At 32.1% G+C, this 21,262-nt stretch carries 24 protein-coding genes and 1 pseudogene; 23 read left to right on the top strand and 2 right to left on the bottom strand.

Translation table 11 applies throughout. The features are described 5' to 3' along the window. The first annotated feature begins 237 nt into the window (after window positions 1–237). From NITER_RS04255 to NITER_RS04205, 11 genes are all read left to right on the top strand, one after another. A complete protein-coding gene (locus NITER_RS04255) occupies window positions 238–1,596 on the top strand; it encodes a mannose-1-phosphate guanylyltransferase/mannose-6-phosphate isomerase (protein WP_084275721.1) in 1,359 nt (452 codons plus the stop codon). Then, window positions 1,597–2,775, top strand: a complete 1,179-nt coding sequence (gene gmd, locus NITER_RS04250) for a GDP-mannose 4,6-dehydratase (RefSeq protein ID WP_084275722.1) — start codon at window positions 1,597–1,599, stop codon at window positions 2,773–2,775. It begins immediately after the preceding gene. A gap of 1 nt (window position 2,776) precedes the next feature. Further along, window positions 2,777–3,943, top strand: coding sequence for a GDP-L-fucose synthase family protein (locus NITER_RS04245; RefSeq protein WP_084276588.1), 1,167 nt, complete (start codon window positions 2,777–2,779; stop codon window positions 3,941–3,943). An 11-nt stretch (window positions 3,944–3,954) separates the two neighbouring features. Then, window positions 3,955–4,476, top strand: a complete 522-nt coding sequence (locus tag NITER_RS04240) for a hypothetical protein (RefSeq protein ID WP_084275723.1) — start codon at window positions 3,955–3,957, stop codon at window positions 4,474–4,476. Next, a complete protein-coding gene (locus NITER_RS04235; protein WP_084275724.1) occupies window positions 4,466–5,515 on the top strand; it encodes a ComEC/Rec2 family competence protein in 1,050 nt (349 codons plus the stop codon). The genes NITER_RS04240 and NITER_RS04235 overlap by 11 nt, the downstream gene beginning before the upstream one ends. Window positions 5,516–5,874: 359 nt before the next feature. Then, entirely contained in the window at window positions 5,875–6,054 is a 180-nt protein-coding gene (locus NITER_RS04230; protein ID WP_084275725.1) for a hypothetical protein, read from the top strand. A gap of 7 nt (window positions 6,055–6,061) precedes the next feature. After that, window positions 6,062–7,378 (top strand): lipopolysaccharide biosynthesis protein, encoded by a 1,317-nt coding sequence (locus NITER_RS04225; RefSeq protein ID WP_159445320.1) that lies wholly within the window; start codon window positions 6,062–6,064, stop codon window positions 7,376–7,378. A gap of 76 nt (window positions 7,379–7,454) precedes the next feature. Further along, window positions 7,455–8,486 (top strand): EpsG family protein, encoded by a 1,032-nt coding sequence (locus NITER_RS04220; RefSeq protein ID WP_084275727.1) that lies wholly within the window; start codon window positions 7,455–7,457, stop codon window positions 8,484–8,486. 14 nt (window positions 8,487–8,500) lie between these two features. Then, window positions 8,501–9,640: a CgeB family protein gene (locus tag NITER_RS04215; protein ID WP_084275728.1), complete on the top strand. Its 1,140-nt coding sequence runs from the start codon at window positions 8,501–8,503 to the stop codon at window positions 9,638–9,640. Between the two features lie 475 nt (window positions 9,641–10,115). Further along, on the top strand, window positions 10,116–10,859 hold the full coding sequence (locus NITER_RS04210) for a glycosyltransferase (RefSeq protein ID WP_084275729.1): 744 nt from the start codon (window positions 10,116–10,118) through the stop codon (window positions 10,857–10,859). Next, window positions 10,856–11,941, top strand: a complete 1,086-nt coding sequence (locus NITER_RS04205; RefSeq protein WP_084275730.1) for a glycosyltransferase — start codon at window positions 10,856–10,858, stop codon at window positions 11,939–11,941. The genes NITER_RS04210 and NITER_RS04205 overlap by 4 nt, the downstream gene beginning before the upstream one ends. Here the strand turns inward: NITER_RS04205 and NITER_RS04200 are convergent. Continuing rightward, window positions 11,901–14,615, bottom strand: a complete 2,715-nt coding sequence (locus tag NITER_RS04200; protein WP_084275731.1) for an O-antigen ligase family protein — start codon at window positions 14,613–14,615, stop codon at window positions 11,901–11,903. The two genes, NITER_RS04205 and NITER_RS04200, sit on opposite strands and share 41 nt — an antisense overlap. 111 nt (window positions 14,616–14,726) lie before the next feature. On the opposite strand from NITER_RS04200, the gene NITER_RS04195 reads away from it, so the two are divergent. The 10 genes and pseudogenes from NITER_RS04195 to NITER_RS04145 all read left to right on the top strand — a co-directional run bounded on the left by NITER_RS04195 (window position 14,727) and on the right by NITER_RS04145 (window position 20,067). Further along, window positions 14,727–15,035 (top strand): hypothetical protein, encoded by a 309-nt coding sequence (locus NITER_RS04195; RefSeq protein WP_084275732.1) that lies wholly within the window; start codon window positions 14,727–14,729, stop codon window positions 15,033–15,035. Next, on the top strand, window positions 15,025–15,450 hold the full coding sequence (locus NITER_RS04190) for a type II toxin-antitoxin system VapC family toxin (RefSeq protein ID WP_084275733.1): 426 nt from the start codon (window positions 15,025–15,027) through the stop codon (window positions 15,448–15,450). The genes NITER_RS04195 and NITER_RS04190 overlap by 11 nt, the downstream gene beginning before the upstream one ends. Window positions 15,451–15,668: 218 nt before the next feature. Further along, on the top strand, window positions 15,669–15,857 hold the full coding sequence (locus NITER_RS04185; protein WP_084275734.1) for a hypothetical protein: 189 nt from the start codon (window positions 15,669–15,671) through the stop codon (window positions 15,855–15,857). 238 nt (window positions 15,858–16,095) lie between these two features. Next, window positions 16,096–16,467, top strand: a complete 372-nt coding sequence (locus NITER_RS04180; protein WP_084275735.1) for a nucleotidyltransferase domain-containing protein — start codon at window positions 16,096–16,098, stop codon at window positions 16,465–16,467. Further along, window positions 16,403–16,846 carry a type VII toxin-antitoxin system HepT family RNase toxin gene (gene hepT / locus NITER_RS04175; RefSeq protein WP_084275736.1) on the top strand — a complete coding sequence of 148 codons (444 nt, stop codon included), beginning with the start codon at window positions 16,403–16,405 and terminating at the stop codon, window positions 16,844–16,846. The genes NITER_RS04180 and hepT overlap by 65 nt, the downstream gene beginning before the upstream one ends. A 136-nt stretch (window positions 16,847–16,982) precedes the next feature. Continuing rightward, window positions 16,983–17,195, top strand: a complete 213-nt coding sequence (locus NITER_RS04170) for an AbrB/MazE/SpoVT family DNA-binding domain-containing protein (protein WP_084275737.1) — start codon at window positions 16,983–16,985, stop codon at window positions 17,193–17,195. A gap of 14 nt (window positions 17,196–17,209) precedes the next feature. Continuing rightward, window positions 17,210–17,544 (top strand): annotated as a pseudogene (gene mazF / locus NITER_RS10210) (endoribonuclease MazF). Between the two features lie 225 nt (window positions 17,545–17,769). Further along, the gene (locus NITER_RS04155) at window positions 17,770–18,054 is read left to right on the top strand and encodes a nucleotidyltransferase domain-containing protein (protein WP_084275738.1); all 285 of its coding nucleotides are present in this window, start codon (window positions 17,770–17,772) and stop codon (window positions 18,052–18,054) included. After that, on the top strand, window positions 18,051–18,491 hold the full coding sequence (locus tag NITER_RS04150) for a hypothetical protein (protein WP_197685314.1): 441 nt from the start codon (window positions 18,051–18,053) through the stop codon (window positions 18,489–18,491). Before NITER_RS04155 ends, NITER_RS04150 begins: the two co-directional genes overlap by 4 nt. A 292-nt stretch (window positions 18,492–18,783) precedes the next feature. Next, window positions 18,784–20,067 (top strand): ATP-binding protein, encoded by a 1,284-nt coding sequence (locus tag NITER_RS04145; protein WP_084275739.1) that lies wholly within the window; start codon window positions 18,784–18,786, stop codon window positions 20,065–20,067. Between the two features lie 131 nt (window positions 20,068–20,198). Here the strand turns inward: NITER_RS04145 and NITER_RS04140 are convergent, their stop codons facing one another. Then, complete coding sequence (locus tag NITER_RS04140; RefSeq protein WP_269457008.1) at window positions 20,199–20,486, bottom strand: GIY-YIG nuclease family protein; 288 nt, start codon at window positions 20,484–20,486, stop codon at window positions 20,199–20,201. Window positions 20,487–20,622: 136 nt separating this feature from the next. Between NITER_RS04140 and NITER_RS04135 the strand changes: the two genes are divergently transcribed. Together NITER_RS04135 and NITER_RS04130 are read left to right on the top strand one after the other, a co-directional pair. Beyond that, window positions 20,623–20,886, top strand: a complete 264-nt coding sequence (locus NITER_RS04135) for a hypothetical protein (RefSeq protein ID WP_084275740.1) — start codon at window positions 20,623–20,625, stop codon at window positions 20,884–20,886. Beyond that, window positions 20,870–21,247: a type II toxin-antitoxin system VapC family toxin gene (locus NITER_RS04130; protein WP_084275741.1), complete on the top strand. Its 378-nt coding sequence runs from the start codon at window positions 20,870–20,872 to the stop codon at window positions 21,245–21,247. The genes NITER_RS04135 and NITER_RS04130 overlap by 17 nt, the downstream gene beginning before the upstream one ends. The last annotated feature ends 15 nt before the right edge of the window (window positions 21,248–21,262 follow it).

The raw sequence follows: 21,262 nt of genomic DNA, 5'->3' as shown, positions 1-21,262 counted from the left end.
GTTTTAGAGATAGTGGGTATTGAAAAAGAGAATTTGCTCTAGATTTTCATATATCTTTCGCTTTACACAAGATGACAGCCTTAATCATCCTGAGCCAACGGCGAAGGATCCACCCAAATTTGTCAACCCACATAGAGATGTTTCGTTTCCCTCAATATGACGTCACTATTCTAATATATAACCAAAATTTAACATTCCATTTGCTACAATATTATCAAAAATTAAGAGCCAAAATATATGACAAATATAATTCTCAGTGGTGGAAGCGGTACGAGACTCTGGCCTTTGAGTCGAAAACTCATGCCAAAACAGTTTTTACAGCTTTTTGATAATAAATCGCTTTTTCAAAAAACACTACAAAGGAATGTACCTTTAAGTGATAAAATTCTTATCATCTCCAACGAGGAGCAGTATTTTTTGGCTAACGATCAAGTCGATGAGATAGGAATAGATACAGATGGCTATATCCTCGAGCCATTTGGCAGAAATACCGCAGCGGCTATCGCCTTTGGTGCGATGAGTGTGGATGAAGATGAGCTACTTTTTATCACTCCAAGCGATCATTTGATCGAAGATGAAGAAAAATATCATGAAGCGATCCAAAGAGCAAAAGATTTGGCCAAAAATGGTGGGCTTGTGACATTTGGTATCAAGCCTACCGAGCCGCATGGTGGCTATGGATATATCGAAGCGGATGGCGAGGATGTGGTAAAGTTTCATGAAAAGCCAGACAAGCAAAAAGCCAAAGAGTATCTTGCTAAAGGTAACTACTTTTGGAATAGTGGAATGTTTTTATTCAAAGCTGGCGTCTACCTCAAAGAGCTGCAAAAGCATGCTCCAGAACTTTATGAAAGTGCAAAGAGGGCCTATGAAAACAGCAAAATCGATGGGAAAATTCGCCGCATAACTCCAGAATTTATGGAAAAGATCCCAGATATCAGCATAGACTACGCCGTGATGGAAAAGAGCGATAAAATCAAAATGGTGCCGAGTGAATTTAGCTGGAGTGATGTGGGAAGTTTTGATAGTCTTACTGAGTATATCGACAGTGAAACTGATAATATTGAGATAGAGAGTGAAAATAATTTTTATTATAGTGACAATAATAAAAAACTTATAGCTACTATTGGCATAGATAATCTTATCATCATTGATACCAATGATGCTCTGCTCATTGCCAAACGAGGCGAGACACAAAAAGTCAAAGAGCTTGTAGGTAGATTGCAAACATCTCATCCAGAGCTTCTCAATGCCCATACCAAAGTCCATCGCCCTTGGGGGACATATGAAGTTCTCGTAGAAGACAGTGGCTACAAGATCAAGCGGATTGAAGTCAAACCTGGTAAGAGACTTTCACTCCAAAAGCACTTTCACCGTAACGAGCACTGGATAGTAGTAAGTGGCACAGCGGAAGTGCAAGTGGGGGATGATCGCTATCTTGTACGAGCGAACGAATCGACTTATATCAAAATGGGGGAGATCCACCGCCTCTCCAATCCTGGTAAAATTCCCGTAGTGCTCATCGAGGCTCAAGTGGGAGAATATACAGGAGAAGATGATATTGTGAGAATTGAAGATGATTTTAAAAGGAAATAAATGGCAAAAAAAGTAGCTTTAATCACCGGTATAACAGGACAAGATGGGAGCTATCTGGCTGAATTTTTGTTAGATAAAGGATATGAAGTACACGGGATAAAAAGAAGAAGTTCACTTTTTAACACCAAAAGGATTGATCATCTATATAAAGATCCTCATGAAGAGAATGTAAACTTCTTTTTACACTATGGAGATATGGGAGATAGTCTGAATCTCACAAGACTCATCCAAAAAATCCAACCAGAGGAGATCTATAACCTAGCAGCCCAGTCCCATGTGGCAGTGAGCTTTGAAGAGCCAGAATATACCGCTCAAGTAGATGCAGTAGGGACATTGAGAATCTTGGAGGCTGTACGGCTTTTAGGACTTACTGATAAAACAAAAATATACCAAGCTTCCACTTCAGAGCTCTACGGCAAAGTGCAAGAAGTACCCCAGAATGAAAATACACCATTTTATCCAAGGAGTCCATACGCCGCAGCAAAAATATATGCCTATTGGATAACGGTCAATTACAGAGAAGCCTACAACATGTTTGCCTGTAATGGAATTTTATTTAATCATGAATCTCCAAGGCGAGGAGAGACATTTGTTACAAGAAAAATAACGAGAGCTGCTGCAAGAATTATATTGGGATTAGACCATAAACTCTATCTTGGAAATCTAAGCGCAAAAAGAGACTGGGGACATGCAAAAGATTATGTAAGAATGATGTGGATGATACTGCAATACGAAAAACCGGAGGACTGGGTAATAGCTACAGGAAGAACAACAGAGATTAGAGAGTTTGTTCGCATGACTTTTGAGAGATTTGGAATCACCATCGAGTTTGAAGGTGAAGGAGTCAATGAAAAAGGAGTTGTAAAAGCAATTGATGAAGAAAAGCTTCATATATTGTTGAAGCAAACAAACGTAGCTCATCCTCAAACAATCATCGAGCATGCAAAAACACTACTTGGCAGAGATGTTATCAATGTCGACCCAAAATATTTTAGACCAACAGAAGTGGATCTGCTTTTGGGTGACCCAACAAAAGCAAAAGAGAAACTTGGCTGGGAGCCTCAAATTACACTAGAAGAGCTGGTAAATGAAATGGTAGAGCATGACCTCAAAGAGAACTATCAAGAATTAGTTCTCAAAGAGTGTGGATTTGAAGTACCAAAAAGCTGTGAGTTGTAAAATGCAAAAGAAAAGTAAGATTTTTGTAGCCGGGGGAACAGGACTGGTAGGCAGTGCAATCATAAGAAAGCTAAAAGAAAAAGGGTATACAAACATTACAAGTACCTATCATAATAGAAAACCGCAAGATAATGATACTCAGTGGCATAAAATAGATTTGACAGACTCTATAGAAGTAGAAAACTTTTTTGAAGAGCAAAAACCAGAATTTGTCTTTCTCGCTGCTGCAAAAGTTGGTGGTATTATGGCAAACAATATTTATCGAGCCGATTTTATCTATGAAAACCTCCAGATTCAAAACAATATCATCTATAATGCCTATAAATATAAAACAAAAAAACTACTTTTTTTAGGAAGTACATGCATTTATCCTAAAAACTGTCCTCAGCCAATAAAAGAGGAGTATCTCTTAACAGGAGAGCTTGAATATACAAATGAACCATACGCTATAGCAAAAATAGCCGGAATTAAAATGTGTGAGAGTTTTAATCTGCAATATGGAACAAACTTTCTATCTGTAATGCCAACAAATCTTTATGGACCCCATGATAACTTTGATTTAGAGACTTCCCATGTTTTACCAGCACTTTTAAGAAAAATGTATCTTGGAAAATGTTTGGAAGAAGGGAACTTTGAAGCAATTAGAAAAGATCTTGATAAAAATCCAATAGAAGGTATTGATGGTAATGTGTCAAAAGAGGAGATACTAAATATTTTAGACAAATATGGCATTTCCTTAAAAGATAATGGTGTTCAAATAGAGATATGGGGAAGCGGCAAACCAAAAAGAGAGTTTATGTATTCTAATGATATGGCAGATGCGTGTGTATATATTATGGAAAAAATTAATTTTACAGATATTATAAAAGAGCAGCTTTCCATCAACACTAGCTGTGATGTAACCTGCTATACAACAAATGAGATACGAAACACCCACATTAATATAGGTACAGGAAAAGATATATCCATTAAAGAGTTAGCATATCTAATAAAAGAGATTGTCGGGTTAAAAGGCGATTTATATTTTAACACCAAAAAACCGGATGGGACAATGAGAAAAGTGACAGATGTTACGAAACTTCATAATTTAGGCTGGAGGCATAAAACCGAGCTTGAAGTAGGAATTGGGAAGGTTTATAAATGGTATGTAAATATATTTAATAATTAAAAGTAGGAATAATGATAAAATTAATAATCCATAAAATATCAATTTACAACATATTTAATTATCTTTTTAGTGGAATTATTTTTGTAGTATTGATTAAATATTTAGATGATATTAATCTATATCTGAATCTTTCAATATTATATTTTAATATAATTAATTTGTTTATCTTATATTTTATAGGATTAACAATTAGTAGGGTGGGTTCTTTAATCATAGAACCTTTTTATAGGAAATATATTATAAAATTTGCTGATTATTCTGATTTTATAAAAGTTGAAAAAATTGATAAAAAATTAAATATATTATCTGAACAAAATAATGTATATAGAACTTTTACAAGTTTGTTTTTAATACTTATTGTTTTTCATTTTATTAGAAAATGTGATTTGAACATTTGTACTTTTTTAAAAATTTTTTATAAAGAAATTTTAATAATTTTTTTGTTTATTCTTTATGCTATTAGTTATTATAAACAAACTAAATATATTACAGATAGAATTAAATATAAATTGGAGCATTCAGATGAATTATGAAATAGAATTTTTACCAGTAGGAAATGGAGAAAAAAGCGGGGATGCCATTTGTATAAGATGGCAAGAAAAAAATAAGTACAAAGTAATGGTAGTTGATGGTGGAACAAAAGAATCAGGAGAACAAATAGTTGAACATGTCAAACGATATTATAATACTGAAGTGGTTGATTATGTTGTAAATACTCATCCTGATCAGGATCATGCATCTGGACTTAGTGTAGTGTTGGAAAAGTTGAAAGTTAGAGAATTATGGATACATAGACCTTGGAACTATACACAAGAAATAATTGATTATTTTAAAGATAAGAGAATTACAAAAGAGAGTTTAAAAAGAAGGTTACAAGATAGTTTTTCGTATGTATATCCACTTGAAGAATTGGCTATTGAAAAAAACATAATTATCAAAGAACCGTATCAGGGAGATAAAATAGGTATTTTTGAAGTTCTATCTCCTTCTAAAGAGTGGTATTTATATGAATTGATTCCTGATTTTAATAAGACTCCTGATAAAAAAGAAAGTATATTACAGGAAGGTTTTGAAAAATTTGCAGAAAAAGTTCTTAATTGGATTGAGGAAACATTTGATAAAGAAACATTAAAAATAGATGGAACAACTAGTGCAGATAATGAAAGTAGTGTTATTTTATATGCAAATATTAATAATAGAGGAATTTTATTAACAGGTGATGCAGGAATTAAGGCTTTAAATAAAGCATACAAATACAAACCTACAATATCTAATAATTTGAAATTTATACAAATTCCTCATCATGGAAGTAGAAATAATGTAAATCCTGATATTTTAGATAAATTATTAGGAAAAAAAGGACAAAAAATACAAAATAAAATAGCGTTTGTATCTGTAAGTAAAAATTCAAAAACTCATCCAAGGCAATCTGTTGTAAATGCATTTATAAGAAGAGGTTGTAAGGTTATTGCAACAAAAGGGTCAACAAAACAGCATTATAAAAGTATGCCAGAAAGAAAAGGGTGGACTAGAGCAAAACCATTGCAATTTAAAGAATGTTTTGAGGAATAGATTAAAAATAGGTTTTAAAGATAATAGTCATTAGGTAAAAAATTATGAAAATATCAAAAGATTATTTTTTTAGAAAAATATAATTTATATTTTATCATATTAATATAATGCATGAATATGTAAAAGTTATATTGAATTTAAAAAGCAAAGATAATAAAAAAGAAACAAAAATGAGAGATTTACCAAGTAATAAATATTTGTTGCTTTCATAATTTACAGATAGAATTACAAAATTAATTAAATATTATAGAATAAAATTCATAACTCATGATTCATGATTTACAACTCATAATTCCCTGCTCACGAATCATGAACGACGTAACACACATATTAAAATCGGAAGAGGAAAAGATTTGAGTATGAAAGAATTATCTGAACTTATAAAAGATACTGTTAAATTAAAGGTTAATTTTATTTCATTACCCAAAAACCAGATGGGGACAATGTATAAGGTTTTAGATGTGAGTAAAATTCATATTCTTCTAGGCTGGAGCCACAACGTGGAGCTTGAAGAAGGGATTCAAAAAGCTTATGAGTAGTATATATATGGATAGAAACCGAAATATATTTCGGCAAATTAAATGGTCATTTTTATTTAAAATACTTACATTTATATTTTATTATATTTCAATCTCTTTTCAAGTAAAAATACTCGGAAGTGAACTTTATGGTGTATGGGCAACCCTTCTTTCAATTGTTACATGGGTTGTATTTTTTGATTTTGGATTAGGTAATGGTATAAAAAATTATTTGACTGAAGCACTGAGCTTAAATAATACAATAGAAGCAAAAGAAATTATTATGACAGGATATGTTTCTATAACTATTATTTCAATTTTGCTATTTTTATTTGTTTATATATTTTCATCATTTGCAAATTTACAATCAATCTTCAACACTACGCTTCTCATGCAAGATCAACTAAAAATAATTGTTGTGCTGCTTTTCGGCTTTGTGTTTTTACATTTTATTATCAGTTTCGTAAAACAATTTATTTTCGCTATACAAAAAAATGCATTGAATGAATTTGAACAATTTTTATTTTATATATTATTATGCAGTTTATTATTATATCTTTATGTCTTTGGATATCACAGTATTGAATCTATTGTTATAGTTTACGGAGTTGCTCTGATTACTAGTAAACTGGTGCTGACTATTATCTTTTTTACAAAAAATAGGCATTTAATTCCCTCGATGAAAAACTTTCAAAAGAATATAATGGGAAAGCTTATGAATGTCGGCATATCCTTTTTCGCTTTACAAATGGTATTTATATTTATCATGCTGTCTGATAAAATAATTATTACCCAGCTACTAGGCCCAAAATATGTAACTTCATACGATATTGTATATAGATTGTTTAGTATCGTCCAAGTTTTACATGGGATAGTGAATGCTCCGCTATGGTCAGCATATACGGAAGCATATACAAAAAAAGAAATTTATTGGATAATCAGTAGTTTAAAAAAAATGGGACTTTTTGTATTTGTATTGGCTGGTGTAGCTATAACATTAAATGTATTTAGTGAACAGTTAATATCTATTTGGATAGGTGATCAGATTCAGATTTCGAAAAGCTTGGTCATGATGATGACTATATATGTTGTTATTGTCGCATGGAACAATAATTATGCATTTTTTCTAAATGCTATCAATGCTATTAAAGTACAATTTTATACATTACTGATAGGTGCTATATTGAATATTCCATTATCGATCTTTTTTGTGAAAAATTTTCATATGGGTAATGCCGGAGTTGTGTTAGCTACTATTTTATCATTATCTTTTTTTGCTATTGCAGGGCCTATTCAAGCCAGAGTTATACTTAGTAAAGTGAAAAACAACGAGGCTCATATCTAATAAATGAAAAACACCATGGCATTCCGGCGTAGGTGTCCAATTTCATCATATCACTATGAGTGATTAAAGGTAAAAAATGTATTTTATCATGTATGGATTTATTTTAATATTATCGATACTACAAACTTTTACAAAAAAATTTATTCCATTTTTACCAATTATTATTTTGTTTATTATGATTGCAGGTTTTCGCTATGAGGTTGGAAAAGATTATATTCCATATAAAAATATTTTTACAAACATACAGGATATAAGTGATTATCCGCTTATAGAACCAGGATTTAAATATTTAGTTTTAGCGCTAAAAAGTTTAGATTTAAATTACCTGTGTATTTTTTTTATAATAGGTTTAATTTCATTATTGCTTTATTATAAAGGAATAGTGCTACAAACAAAATATACTTACTTTGCATTTTTCATTTTTTATAATACATATCTTGTAACAGCTATATATAGTGGTCTAAGACAGGGCTTGGTAATGGGTATATTTTTATCTTTATTAAATAATATGTATAAGCGCAAAATCTCCCATGTATTATTGGCCACAGTTATTGCTGTATCAATTCATATTACTGGTATATTGATTTTATTTGCTTATTTTATTCCAAGAAAATTAATTATTCCAAAAAAAGTTATAATAGCAGCTCTATATATTAGTTTGTTATTTTTATTCTTTGATGTAAGTAAATATCTTTTTGATTATTTTCCATCATATATACAAATGAAATTTATTGATTATGCTAAAGGATTTGATGAAAAAATTAATTTCATTAGAGTGTTACAAAGGTTGTTGCTCATACTTCCATTTATATATTATTATGATTTAATAAAAAAATCTCATAAATTAAAATATTACTTCTATATTTATTTACTTGGATATTTTATATATATTATTTTTTCATTCAATTTAGCATTTGCAACGAAAATTAACCAGTTTTTTAGAGTTTTGGAAATAATAATGTTTCCCATGTTGCTTGAATTGATAAGAAATAAAACCTCTAAAATAATTTTATTTACATTAATTGTAATTTGGTCGACATCAATTTTAATGTTATTTATTGGTATACCTGAAAATTATCCATACAAAATATGGAATGTATTTTATTAATTTAAAGGAATGTTATGTTACATCAACTTAAAAATAAAATAAAATCAAATGAAATCACAAAGTTTATATATGAAAAATTGCAATGTAGTATTGTATTAAGTCAATATAAAATAATTCAGAAATTTTATCAATATAAGAAACCAAAACTAATTTTAAATGAGAATATATCAAAAGTAACAAAAAGACCTAATATTTTTTATCTTGGTACGGATGAGCTTCAAGATAAAAGTGGTTTTTTACAGGCTCTTAAAGTGTATAGTGATCTCACATATTTTACGAAAAAAGATGGAAGTTATGGTTCATATTCTTTTGGCGTATTGAACAGAAAAAAAAATATACAAGCAAATCGAAAGCGCTTATTTGAGCTACTTTTGAATATGGAAACAGCTCCTGATATCTTGCTCATGCAGACATGGGAGTGGCGCATTGGTCTTGAAACATTGAAGGAAGTTCGTAAAAGATATCCATCTATGAAGATTGTCAATATCGCGATGGACGATAGGCATTCGTATTGGCTTTATGGGAATAGAAAACGAGGTAGTGCAGGATTGATACCTGCTCTTGACTGTGTATTTACGACATCTTCAGAGGCCGTTAAGTGGTATAGAACAGAGGGGTGTCAAGCATATTTTTATCCTCTCGCTAGTGATGAAGAAATTTTTAAGCCATTAAATGTCGAAAAGATTTACGATGTAGGATTTGTGGGAGCAAAATATGGTATACGTGAGAGTATTGTACAGCGACTAATAGATAAAGGTATAAAAGTAAAAGTATATGGAAATGGATGGCCTAGTGGAAGATTACCTATAGAAGATACAAATTTATTTTACAATCAATGTAAAATAGTACTAGGGGTAAGTACAATTTTAGGGTGTAGTAATTTTACTTCGATGAAATTACGTGATTTCGATGTGCCGATGTCCGGTAGCGTATATGTTACTAATTATAATGAAGATACTGCAAGAATTTTTATTGAAGATAAAGAAATCGTATATTATAAAAATATAGATGAATGTGTGGAAAAGGTAGAAAATTTATTACATAATGAAAAAAAACTAGAAGAAATTAGATGTGCAGCATTTGAAAAAGCAAGGAAAAATACATATAAAATCAGAGTAAAAGATTTATTAAATAAACTAGGATATTTAGTATGAGATTTATTGCTTTAACTATCCATTTTTTTTATATACTAAATTTTTAGATAAAATTAAAAAAGAATATTATGGACATTTATTTGCATCTTATGGAAATAATCTTAGAGTATATGGAATGTCAACATTAAGAATCCAAATAATATTATGATAGGTAAAAATTGTACTTTAAATGATGAAGTATAATTAAATAGTTGGAATTATATATAGATTGGTGATAATGTTTCATTATCAGTATATTGTATGCTAATATCTACAAGATTAGATACTGAACAATTTGCAAGAGGTAATTGTGAGCATAAAGGATTTGGTATCAAAATAGGTAATAATATTCAGATTTGAGCAGATGCTATTATTCTTGATGGTGTCGGAATTGGAGATAATATTACAGTAAGAGCAGGAAGCGTAGTAATAAAAAATATTGAAATTAATGTAATTGTTGCGGGAGTGCCTGCAAAGATTTTAAGGAAATTTGAATATGAATAAAAAGATATCTATTTTATTAGCTGTAAAAAATGGAGAGAAGTTTATTTCTGATACTATTAATAGTATTTTAATGCAAACATATAAAAATTTTGAACTTATTGTCGTTGTAAATTGCTCTTCTGATAATACTTTACAAATTGTTAAATCTTTTAAAGATAATAGGATAAAAGTTTTAGAAAGCAATATCTGCCAGTTAAATTATAACCTAAATCTTGCTCTTTCTCATGCTGAAGGGGATTATATTGCAAGAATTGACGCCGATGATATTGCTGAACCAAGAAGACTTGAGATTCAGATGGATATCATAAAAACGGGAAAATATGATGTTGTAGGTTCAAATATTTTATATATAAATGAACATAATGAAGTTATAAGGGAAAAGATATATCCTGAAAAAAATGAAGAAATTAGAAAAAAAATCATTTACAAATCAGTTATTGCTCATCCAACAGTTTTATGTAAAAAAGATGATTTATTAAAAGTGGGTGGATATTTAGGAGGAAGATATGCTCAAGACGTTGATTTGTGGATTAGGTTGATGCGTGATAAGAATATAAAATTTTATAATATTCAACAACCATTAGTAAGATATCGTATTCACAGTAATCAGTCAAAAGGCAATAATAGCGCTTTTGCAGATGTTGCAGGCTATATGTTTAGAGAAGCTATTTATTCTAAATCAATAAAATATTTTATAGGATCTTGGATTTATTTTACAAAGGCTTTTTTTAGATGAAAAAAATTCTTTTTATGGTGACAAAGTCTGAGAATGGTGGTGCCCAAAAATGGACTAAAGAACAGATAAATATATGTTCTGAAGATTTTCAATGTTTTTTAGCTACAGATGAAAATGGATGGCTCGTAAAAAGTGTAAATGTTCAAGATAAGTTATTAGATAAGTTAATACATAAACGTTTTTCTATATGGTATTTAATGAAATTAAATCACTTTATTAAAAAAAATAGAATTAATTTAATAGTTGCAAGCTCCGCAAATGCTGGAATATATTCAAGACTAGTCAAATTATTAAATCCACAAATAAAAGTAATATATGTAAGTCATGGTTGGTCTTCTATATATAATGGTGGGAAATTAGCATTTTTATATATCTTTATAGAAAAACAACTTTCAAAAATAAGTGACTCAATTCTTTGTATTTCGAAAAAAGATTTTCAAAATGCAAAACAATTAATAGGAATAAATGAAAAAAAATTGAAATGGATTACTAATAAAATATTTCCGGTAAAAAATAATTTAATAAAAACAAATCATAATAAAAATAAAAAAATAAAAATATTAACTGTTGCAAGATTAGAACATCCCAAAAGGGTTGATTTATTAATTGAAGCTACAAAAAATTTACGTAATATAGAATTACATATCATAGGTGATGGTTCTCAGAGAAACTACTTAAAATCAATAAAGCATAAAAATGTTGTTTTTCATTGGGAAATAGATGGCTTTAATGATTTTTCATCTTATGATATTTTTGCTTTGATTTCTGACAGTGAAGGCCTACCTTTGTCTGCTTTAGAGGCTATGAGTGCAGGATTGCCTATTATTTTAAGTGATGTAGGCGGATGCAGCGAGCTAATTGAAAATAACGGAGTTTTAGTCATAAATGATGTTGAATGTATACAAAAGGCGATTGAAAAATGTATATTGAATATGAATCAATATAAAGAAGGTTCAAAAATATTATTTAATAAAAAATTTAATTTAAACACATTTAAATATGAATTTTTGAATTATTATAAAGCTATAATTAATTACAATATCAATTATAATAAAATAAAACAATCTTTTTATATAACCTAATATATAGCAAACAAAAAATCAAAATAATTAAAATCTGTGCCAAATCATACCAATAAAACATTGTCGCAAAGAGTGTAAAAATTGCAACTCTTTTGAGAATGTAGAGCGATGTATGTGGATTATTTCGAGTAATCCTTTTATTTACTAACATATGAAAATGTAACCTATCTGGCAAAAAAGGAGATGTTTCTCTCAAATATTTCTTGCGGTATATACTAAATAAAACTTCAAATACCGGATATATAAGCAAACCTAGAGGATACCATTGAGATACTTCTTTTGGGTGCATATGATAAATCAATAATGCAATTGTAGCTAAAGCAAATCCCAAGAAAAATGCCCCACCATCTCCTAAGAAGATCTTGCCTCTTGGGAAGTTGAGGGCGAGAAATCCTATGAGAGCAGCGATATTGATGATGATGAGCTCCAGTAGTGCCATATCATCTACTTTGAAAGCAACATATCCTAATGACAAAAATGCAAGAAGAGAAAAGCCTCCAGCCAAACCATTAAATCCATCGATGATATTGATAGCGTTGATCACACCGGTGATAGCTATGATGCTAAGCACTGCTCCAAGCCAATATGGGATCTGGATACCAAAACCAATGCTATCTATCACAGCATTTAGCAAAAATACCGCTAAACTCGCTGAAATGACCTGAAAGACAAGTCTCACTTTCGGAGGGATGGAGCTAAAATCATCCATAAGTCCGGCAAAAAATGCTGGAAAGCTTGCCAGCAAAAATTTCCAGCCTATGGGGTTGAATATGGCAAGGAGATTAGTCAGATATATACCAATACCACCGGCTCTTGGAGTTGGGGCTTCGTGAAAAAGCTGAGGCTTGTCGGTAAGCTCATCCACAAGAAATCCTTGGCTCAGGCTTTGTCTGATGACATGTCTATGCATGAGAAAAGAGATGAGCACTCCCAGAGCACTGAGCCAAATAGCTGTGGAAATGATAAGAGATGAGTGCTGTTGAAGAGCAGGGAAAACTTGTGTAAATTTTGCTATGACAAAATCTTTGATAAAAGAGATATTGGCAATATGAAAAGGGAGTAGCAAGAGCATCAAGAGAATAGTATAGCGTAAGATTTGTGCAAATCTTATCCGGATAGCTGGAGTGAAGCTGTAGCTATGCGTGAGTCCAGCTGCCATGAAGACCATAAGCCAAAAGATGATGGCTACTGGCTGGGTATATGTAATGACCTGAACATTGCCGTAGATAAAGGCAGCAAGGAGTGAAGCAAAGATGATAAGTCCTATGATGGAGACTTCAAGTTGCGGCTGGGTAAGCTCTTTTTTAATCAGTTTGTAAAAGAGTGAAAAGAACAGGGCTATGAGGAAAATGAGTCCAAATATTCCTTTGCCTACCAATGTCTCAAGATAAATATTATGCGCGGTGCCAAATTGTCCAAGTGATAGAGTATTTGTTTTGTCATCGTGCCATTTGGCATCTTTTTGATAGTAGTAGACTTTGTATTGCCAGCCAAAGCTATCTCCTCCCCCCCCAAAGAGAGGATTTTCACTATAGAGCTTGAACGCTGGAGGCCAGTGCTTGAGCCTGTCATTGGCTTGTGTGATACGCTTGGCTTTACTTGTGGCTTGAATAATACTTTTAGCAAAGTTTTGCTGATTGATATGCTTGATCCCATAGACGATGAGGACGGAGAGAGAGACTGTGAGAGGAATGGTGATAAAGACTTTGAGCCAATATTTGCGCAAAAATGTTTTGAGCTCTATAAATGGATCTTTCGTTTTTGCAAAGATGTAGTAGACCATCACCCAGATGATAAAAAGAATAGGGGGATAGGTGATCCATGCACCTCTCTCCATTGCCAATATGAGCCCAACTTCCCCAATGATAAGCAAAAGGACAAGTGTCACGATCGCATACCAGGTTTTGCGAACATAGAGCAATATGACTGCAAGTAGAGGCATCATAAGAGAGAGATACTGAGCTGTCCATGTGGAATTTGGAAAAAATGAGACAAATCTTGTAGCGGTGTCATCGGGTCTGAAATGAGAGAGTTCAAAAATTCCAAAAAAGTCCAGATATCCAAAAACGATGACCAAAAACCATCCGGCTACGAGTGAAAGTAGAATATTTTTAAAGATCTGAAGCTGGTTAGAAGGTTTGGTGATGCCATAAATATAGAGACCTATGAGCATTGCTTGGAATAAGAAAATCTGTGAAGAGATGGAGTAAAAGAGTGTCGTTTCTCCCACTGGCAAGAGCTGTTTGATGATATAGAGGGGGTCTTCTGTGATACTATGCTTGATGGCTCCAAGGATTGGAAGTCCTATGAGGCTAAGAAGCGATACGACTGCAAAAAGAGCTACAAAAAGGGTAATCGCATTTGGCTCTATAATTTTAGTCCAAAATCTTTTGCAAAGTCTTTCGTTTTTATAGAGGTTGCTGTAGAGCCCTATGATGATAGTGGCTGCCAAAAAATAGAGAAAATGCGCCTGCGTATCGGGAGGCCTCGAGCCAAATATAGGCATAACGATGAGTAAAAAGTAAAGAACTTGCAAAGGATAGAGATATGCCAAAAATCCTATATAAGAAGCTATTATAACCCACCAAAAGGGGAGGTTGAAAAGACCACTGAGAATAATCCAGCCTTGCGTAAAAAGAACGAAATAGAAAAAAAGTTTGATAAATTTTTGCATAGAAAACTCTTTAGATTTTTGTGAAATTATAACTAAGTTGTAATATGAAAATGCTTACATTATTGAAGATTTATGTTATACTGATATCAGATATCTGATGAAGGAGAAAAAATGAGAATGCCAAAGATAGGAGTGAGGGAATTTACCAAAAGCTTCAATAAACTGCAGAATATGGAAATAGTAGAAATAGTTGATAAAAAGACTAATGAATTAAAAGGAATCTATCTATCAAAAGAGCAAGCAATCGAATTTTTAAAATATTTAAGAGAAAAAAAGCAAAAAGCTAAAGAAGAGAAATTACGTAAAATTATGCAATATGCTGGTGCTATAAAAATAGATGAGAAATTTGAAAATTTGTCTTCTAAAGAATTGAAAACTGAGATAGCAAAGGCGAAAGCAGGGATAAACGGTGATAACTAATATCTTTTTAGATACCAATATCATTATAGATTTTTTGGATGAGTCAAGGTCTTCTCACCATTTGGCGGTAAGATTAATAGCTGCGTTGATAGAACAAGAGTGTGAAATTTTTATCACTGAAGATATGTTAAGTACAATCTATTATCTTGTAAAAGATAAACAAAAAGTTTTACATTTTTTTAAAGATATTATAGATGATTGGAATATTATATATTTTGACAAAGATGTAATGAAAAATGCCATCGAATTTGCATTGAGGGAAAATGTAGATTTTGAGGATGCTTTGCAGTGTTTTGCAGCTAAAAAACACAAATGCATTTTCATTACCCATGATAAGAAATTTGTTGATTGTGGTATAGAAATCTTTGATTGTAAGGGATTTTTAGAGCATTATAATTTTGAAAAAGATATTTGAGCAGACCGTTTCAGGATAGATCCTTCGGCTGACACCTCAGGATGACTACGGTTTGTCATCCTGAATGAATGTGAAAGATCTGTGGTGAATGGTAAATAAAATAGATCATTCGCTTTGCTCAGGGTGACGAAAATAGTGGGCATAACATGATAAAATATAATTTTGCAATCCAACCAAAAATATAAAAATAAATGATATAATCGTTGAAGAGGGTATTAATGAAAAAAGAGGCTTTAAAAGAATTAGGTAAGTTATTTTATGACTTAGGTAAGATAACCTTTGCAATCGCCGTTGTGACACCGATTGTCAAAGGTAAATTTGGCGATATAGGTTGGGAATTTTTTGTCGGTATGTTGGTGGCTTTTTGGATAGGTACGGAATTGATAAATTTAGGAGCTGAAAAATGAGTGCAGGAACATATGTATTATTGACAATCGGCATTCTTGGTGCTTATGCATTGTATCTTATTTTCAAGGAAAAACACAAAATGCAGCATTGATGATTTACATCTTTGATTTATTCTATGGTTATAACATATAGAAGTGATAAATCCTTTATTTCACATTAGACGAATAGATTCGTCATCTTGAGCGTTGCGAAAGATCCAAGTTTATAAGTGATACGCTATTACGCTATAATATTCCTATGATACCACTACCTGTAAAAAATATCGATATAGCAGCATTAAAAGAGATATTTGCAAGATTTTCTCACATAGATTTGGCAGTTTTGTTTGGATCACGAGTAGGTAATGATGCACATCCCTTCAGCGACTATGATTTTGCAATAGTCTATAGAGGGGATGTAAGCGATTTTGCGAGGTTGTGGGTGGAGATAGCCCATGCAATGGATATAGATGTTGAAGATATCGATCTGGTGGATTTTTTGCGAGCTGGAGAGAGTATCAAAAGAGAGATAGCATATCGGCATATATTGATAAAAGGCAGTGAAAATGAGCTTGTACGACTACTTGGAACAGATAAAGAAGCGAGCGATCCAAGAGAAGAGGATTCTTGATATTCTTGCGAGCAAAGAGAAACTCGATGAGATCGAGCTGCGTGCGGCCAAAAATAGTCTGCAAGTGATGATCGAGATGCTTATAGGAAAATCGAAAAAGATTCTAAAATTTTACAATTGTCCGGTTGTGCCCACGAGGAGTAAAGATGCTGTGTATATTCTCCATGAAGTAGGAGCCCTAGAGGATGAAGAGTATAGAGAATTCAATGCTGCAATCGGTTTTCGCAATGTCTTGATTCATGACTATTTGGAATTTGATGAGGATATATTGTATAAATTGTTGCAAAGTAGACAATATGAGAAGCTATACGATTTTTTGCAAAAAGATATAGATTTTTCCGATGTAGTCATAAAAAGAATAGAGAGATTTGCTTTGTGATTTTGAAGGTAGATCCTTCGCCTACGACTCAGGATGACCAGGATGTAAAGCATCAGGATGATTACTACTCATCATCTTGAGCAAAGCAAAAGATCTATGATACAACAAGTATATACAAAGTATATAAGGATAGAAAATGACAGTCAAAATCAATAAATGGGGCAATAGCTATGGCATTAGACTTTCCAAACAGATATTGAAGAGTCTTAATCTTCAAGAAAATAGCGAAATCGATATCGAAATTAGAGATGGGAAAATAATCCTCACTCCCAAGAAATCTTTACAATCGCTCTTATCACAAATAACTCCACAAAATGTTCATCATGAAATAGATTTTGGTGATATATAAGGAAAAGAGCTGCTATGAGTTATATTCCTGAGCGCGGTGATATCGTTTGGGTCGGGCTCAATCCTCAAAAAGGGCATGAACAAGCAAGGCATAGGCCTGCATTGATTCTCTCACCATATGAATACAATAAGAAAGTTGGCCGCGTATCGCCTCTCCTATTACATCCAAAAGTAAAGGGTATCCTTTTGAGGTAGCTATAGCTGGAAAGATTCAAGGAGTTGTGCTCCCTGATCAAGTAAGGACTCTTGATTATCGTGCAAGGAGTGTCGCTTTTGTAGAAAAGGTCGATGAGGAAGTATTAGAAAAAGTACTGGAAAAACTGAAATTGTTATTGTTTGATATGGGATAAGGAAGTAGCTCCTTCACTTTTGGCTCAAGATGACAGAGTTTCGTCATCTTGAGCGTAGCGAAAGATCTATGATGGTAATTGACTAAAAAGTAGACCCTTCGCTTTGCTCAGGGTGACCGGGAAATTAATGTAGATCCTTCGGCTAAAGCCTCAGAATGACTGCTTTTTTATGTAAAATCCATAATAGTTTGATAAAATAAAAAAGACAAGAATAAGGATTATACGATGCGGCTTAGCGAAAAAGAGATAAAGGTTTTAAAAGAGAAGCTTTACTCTATCTCTCCTAATGCGAAGATTTACCTCTTTGGAAGTAGGACAGATGATAGCAAAAGAGGAGGGGATATAGATCTTTTGATAGTAGGAGAGAATATCACAAGAAAAGATTTAAGAGCTTTGCGGGTGGAGTTTTATAAACATTTTGGAGAGCAAAAAATCGATATTGTTCTTGATAATAAAAGAAATAAAAATGCTTTTATCGAACTGATACGTAAGCAAGCAGTCGAGTTATGATGTATGAAAAGCTTTTAGAAGACAAAAGACTCATTGAAAAACAGCTCTTTTGGATACGCTATTCTGTCAATGAATGCAAAAATATTGGGATTAAAAATTGTTACACTCCAGAAGAATTTGGTAAATTTGAAACTTTGTGTGCCAGATATAGCAGAGGAATCGATTTTCTTATCAGAAAGATATTTCGCTCCATAGATATTTATGAATTTGAAAATCCCGGAACACTCATTGATGTTGTAAACAATGCTCATAAACGCGGGTTTTTTGAAGATATCGATGAGTTAAGAATAATGAAAGATTTGCGTAATGATATAGTGCATGAGTATATTGAAGAAAATCTTATCGAGATATTCGATGAAGTTTTGATGTATAGTGAAAAATTGATCGAGATTATGGAAAATACATTGCGATATCTGCAAGAGATAAAAAATAAATGATCATAGATTCTTCGCCAATGGCTCAGGGTGATCGGAAAATCAACGTAGATCCTTCGGTTACTCCCGCTCCCTCAGAATGACTGCTACTCGTCATCTTGAGCGTAGCGAAAGATCTGTGATGAATGGTTGATAAATTAGATCCTTCGGCTGACGCCTCAGGATGACGGGAAATACTTCAGTTACGGTGCTTCCTCATGATGATGGAGTCTTGTGACAATGGGATTGATATTGCTATTTATCCTTATATAAGAGGACAAAATATAGTAAAATTATCCCTTTAGAAAGGGATAATATGAAAGAACTCTTCAAAAGACTCATTGTTGATTTTCAAGAAAAAGAGATTGAAATCATACCTAGAGCATATACACTTCCAATAGAAACTTCGAAAATTGTCTCTTTAATAGGCGTGCGAAGGTCGGGTAAAACCTATTTACTTTACGAAATGATAAACAAACTCAAAAAGAAAGGATTGAAACAAAATATCCTTTATATAAATTTTGAAGATGATTGTTTGATAGGAATGAATTATAAAGATTTTGACAAACTTATAGAAGCCTATTTTGAGCTCTATCCACAAAAGCGAGACGAGAAGATTTACCTCTTTTTCGATGAGATTCAAGAAATTGCCTATTGGGAGAAATTTGTTAGGCGTATTCATGATACTTTGAATGCAAATATTGTTATAACTGGTTCATCCTCAAAACTTTTGTCAAAAGAGATTGCCACATCACTTAGGGGAAGGACGATAAGTTATGAAGTTTTTCCACTTAGTTTTCAAGAATACCTTCGCTTCAGGCAGATCGATATCAATCTCCACTCCTCTAAAAGTCTCTCTCATATAAAAAATGCATTGCAAATTTATGTTGTTAAAGGAGGATTTCCTGAAATTGTATTGGAAGAGGATGAAGATATCCAATCGAGAATTTTGCGTGATTATGTGGATTTGATAGTGTATAGGGATATCATAGAGCGCTACAAAGTCAAAAATCTCGCACTTTTGAAGCTTCTCATAAAATATCTTTTTTCCAACCCAGCGACACTTGTGAGTTTTACCAAACTCTATAACGACTTCAAATCAATGGGATATAGACTCTCCAAAGACACGCTTTTTGAATATTTTGCTTATTTAAACGATGCGTATACCTGTTTTATTACATCTATTTTCAAAAGTTCTGTCAAAGAAGAGCAGAGGAATCCCAAAAAGGTGTTTATCGTAGATAATGGATTCAACTATATTTACGATACTACCTTTTCGCCAGATTATTCTAAATTGTATGAGAATGTAGTTTTTTTGCATTTACGAAGAAGATTTTCACAAATTTACTACTATAAAAGCAAAAGAGAGGTGGATTTTTATATCCCTAGTCGCAAAATGCTTGTTAATGTCATTTATGATGTGAAAGATAAGAAAACTTTGGAAAGGGAAGTGCAATCGTTGATTGAAGGAATGCGATATGTAGGTAGTGAAAGTGGATGTCTGATCACAAAAGATGAAGATAGAGTCATCGAATCACAAGGTTTCAAGATATTTCTCAAACCTTTGTGGAGATGGCTCTTGGAGGGTGAAGAGAAGTGAATAATGTCTCGTCATCATGAGCGTAGCGAAAGATCTATAAATGATCGGCAGATAGGATAGATCCTTCTGCTGACGCCTCAGGATGACGGGAATACAAAGTCTCAGGATGACAGAGAAACATAGCAATAGATCTACAATATGTCATCATACAAATCACGCCACTTGGGATTCTGCTTCTCTATCAATGCAATTTTGAAATCTCTTTTCTTGCCTTTGAGATATTTTTCTCGATTGATGGCTTCATCGATATTGTCAAAAACTTCAAAATAGACAAGTTTTGTGCAATGATATCTTTTAGTAAATCCGTCACACAAGCCGTTTTTGTGTTCGTAAACTCTTTTTACCAAGTTGCTAGTTACTCCGATATAGATGGCACGATGATTCATGCTCGTCATAATATAGACATAGCTTTGTTTTATATTTGCTCTTTTTTGAAAGGTAAGAAAATGGTAACAAATTTTGTTAATAATTGTTATAAAAATTGACAAAAAAATCTTATTTATATAAAATAGTATAAATATATATAAATATCGCAACTTTTAACAAAGGACAATTTTGATAAGCATCGGAATAGGTGAGATACAAAAAAACATTTCTGTTTTTAAAAATATAACTGAAGAGATAAAGATTGTAGATAAGAGAAAAAAAGAAATTCTTGCAATAGTCTATCCTGTAAAGCAAAAAGAACAAGAGCCGTTTGTAAAAAAATTAGCAGGCAAATATAAAAACAGAATAGAAAAGACCAATCTTTCATTACAAAAGATTAAAGAGTTAGCGATGCAAGAGGCTATGAAGGAAAAGTATGGTCTATCTTCTTGATGCAAATGTTATTATTAGATTTTTAGTAGGAGATAATGATGTATTACTAAGAAAAAGTATTGAATATTTTGAGCAGATTGAGAAAGGTAAAATAAAAGTTGAAATTTTGAGTGAAGTCTTAATGGAAGTCTTTTTTGTCCTTACAAAATTTTATAAACTACCTAAAAATGATGTAATAGCAGACCTTAAAATCATCCTTTCTTTGGAAGGGGTTGTGAATAAAGATAAAGTAATACTATTTGAAAATTTAAATATTATAGAAAATAAAAATATTGATTTTGTAGATGCTTTGATATGTGCTAAATGTAAACTCCAAAATTATGATAAGTTGAGCTTTGACAAAGATCTGAGTGAATGTTAAATAAATTTTAACTAA

The organism is Nitratiruptor tergarcus DSM 16512, assembly GCF_027946175.1.
GTDB lineage: Bacteria > Campylobacterota > Campylobacteria > Campylobacterales > Nitratiruptoraceae > Nitratiruptor > Nitratiruptor tergarcus.
Note: the sequence above shows the minus strand (reverse complement) of the source record. Positions and strands in the feature narration are given on the sequence as shown.

Bases quoted from the DNA above. Each gene is read 5' to 3' on its own strand.
- NITER_RS04255 (WP_084275721.1), top strand. From the start codon at position 238: ATGACAAATATAATTCTCAGTGGTGGAAGCGGTACGAGACTCTGGCCT.
- gmd (WP_084275722.1), top strand. From the start codon at position 1,597: ATGGCAAAAAAAGTAGCTTTAATCACCGGTATAACAGGACAAGATGGG.
- NITER_RS04245 (WP_084276588.1), top strand. From the start codon at position 2,777: ATGCAAAAGAAAAGTAAGATTTTTGTAGCCGGGGGAACAGGACTGGTA.
- NITER_RS04240 (WP_084275723.1), top strand. From the start codon at position 3,955: ATGATAAAATTAATAATCCATAAAATATCAATTTACAACATATTTAAT.
- NITER_RS04235 (WP_084275724.1), top strand. From the start codon at position 4,466: ATGAATTATGAAATAGAATTTTTACCAGTAGGAAATGGAGAAAAAAGC.
- NITER_RS04230 (WP_084275725.1), top strand. From the start codon at position 5,875: ATGAAAGAATTATCTGAACTTATAAAAGATACTGTTAAATTAAAGGTT.
- NITER_RS04225 (WP_159445320.1), top strand. From the start codon at position 6,062: ATGGATAGAAACCGAAATATATTTCGGCAAATTAAATGGTCATTTTTA.
- NITER_RS04220 (WP_084275727.1), top strand. From the start codon at position 7,455: ATGTATTTTATCATGTATGGATTTATTTTAATATTATCGATACTACAA.
- NITER_RS04215 (WP_084275728.1), top strand. From the start codon at position 8,501: ATGTTACATCAACTTAAAAATAAAATAAAATCAAATGAAATCACAAAG.
- NITER_RS04210 (WP_084275729.1), top strand. From the start codon at position 10,116: ATGAATAAAAAGATATCTATTTTATTAGCTGTAAAAAATGGAGAGAAG.
- NITER_RS04205 (WP_084275730.1), top strand. From the start codon at position 10,856: ATGAAAAAAATTCTTTTTATGGTGACAAAGTCTGAGAATGGTGGTGCC.
- NITER_RS04200 (WP_084275731.1), bottom strand. From the start codon at position 14,615: ATGCAAAAATTTATCAAACTTTTTTTCTATTTCGTTCTTTTTACGCAA.
- NITER_RS04195 (WP_084275732.1), top strand. From the start codon at position 14,727: ATGAGAATGCCAAAGATAGGAGTGAGGGAATTTACCAAAAGCTTCAAT.
- NITER_RS04185 (WP_084275734.1), top strand. From the start codon at position 15,669: ATGAAAAAAGAGGCTTTAAAAGAATTAGGTAAGTTATTTTATGACTTA.
- NITER_RS04180 (WP_084275735.1), top strand. From the start codon at position 16,096: ATGATACCACTACCTGTAAAAAATATCGATATAGCAGCATTAAAAGAG.
- hepT (WP_084275736.1), top strand. From the start codon at position 16,403: ATGAGCTTGTACGACTACTTGGAACAGATAAAGAAGCGAGCGATCCAA.
- NITER_RS04170 (WP_084275737.1), top strand. From the start codon at position 16,983: ATGACAGTCAAAATCAATAAATGGGGCAATAGCTATGGCATTAGACTT.
- NITER_RS04155 (WP_084275738.1), top strand. From the start codon at position 17,770: ATGCGGCTTAGCGAAAAAGAGATAAAGGTTTTAAAAGAGAAGCTTTAC.
- NITER_RS04150 (WP_197685314.1), top strand. From the start codon at position 18,051: ATGATGTATGAAAAGCTTTTAGAAGACAAAAGACTCATTGAAAAACAG.
- NITER_RS04145 (WP_084275739.1), top strand. From the start codon at position 18,784: ATGAAAGAACTCTTCAAAAGACTCATTGTTGATTTTCAAGAAAAAGAG.
- NITER_RS04130 (WP_084275741.1), top strand. From the start codon at position 20,870: ATGGTCTATCTTCTTGATGCAAATGTTATTATTAGATTTTTAGTAGGA.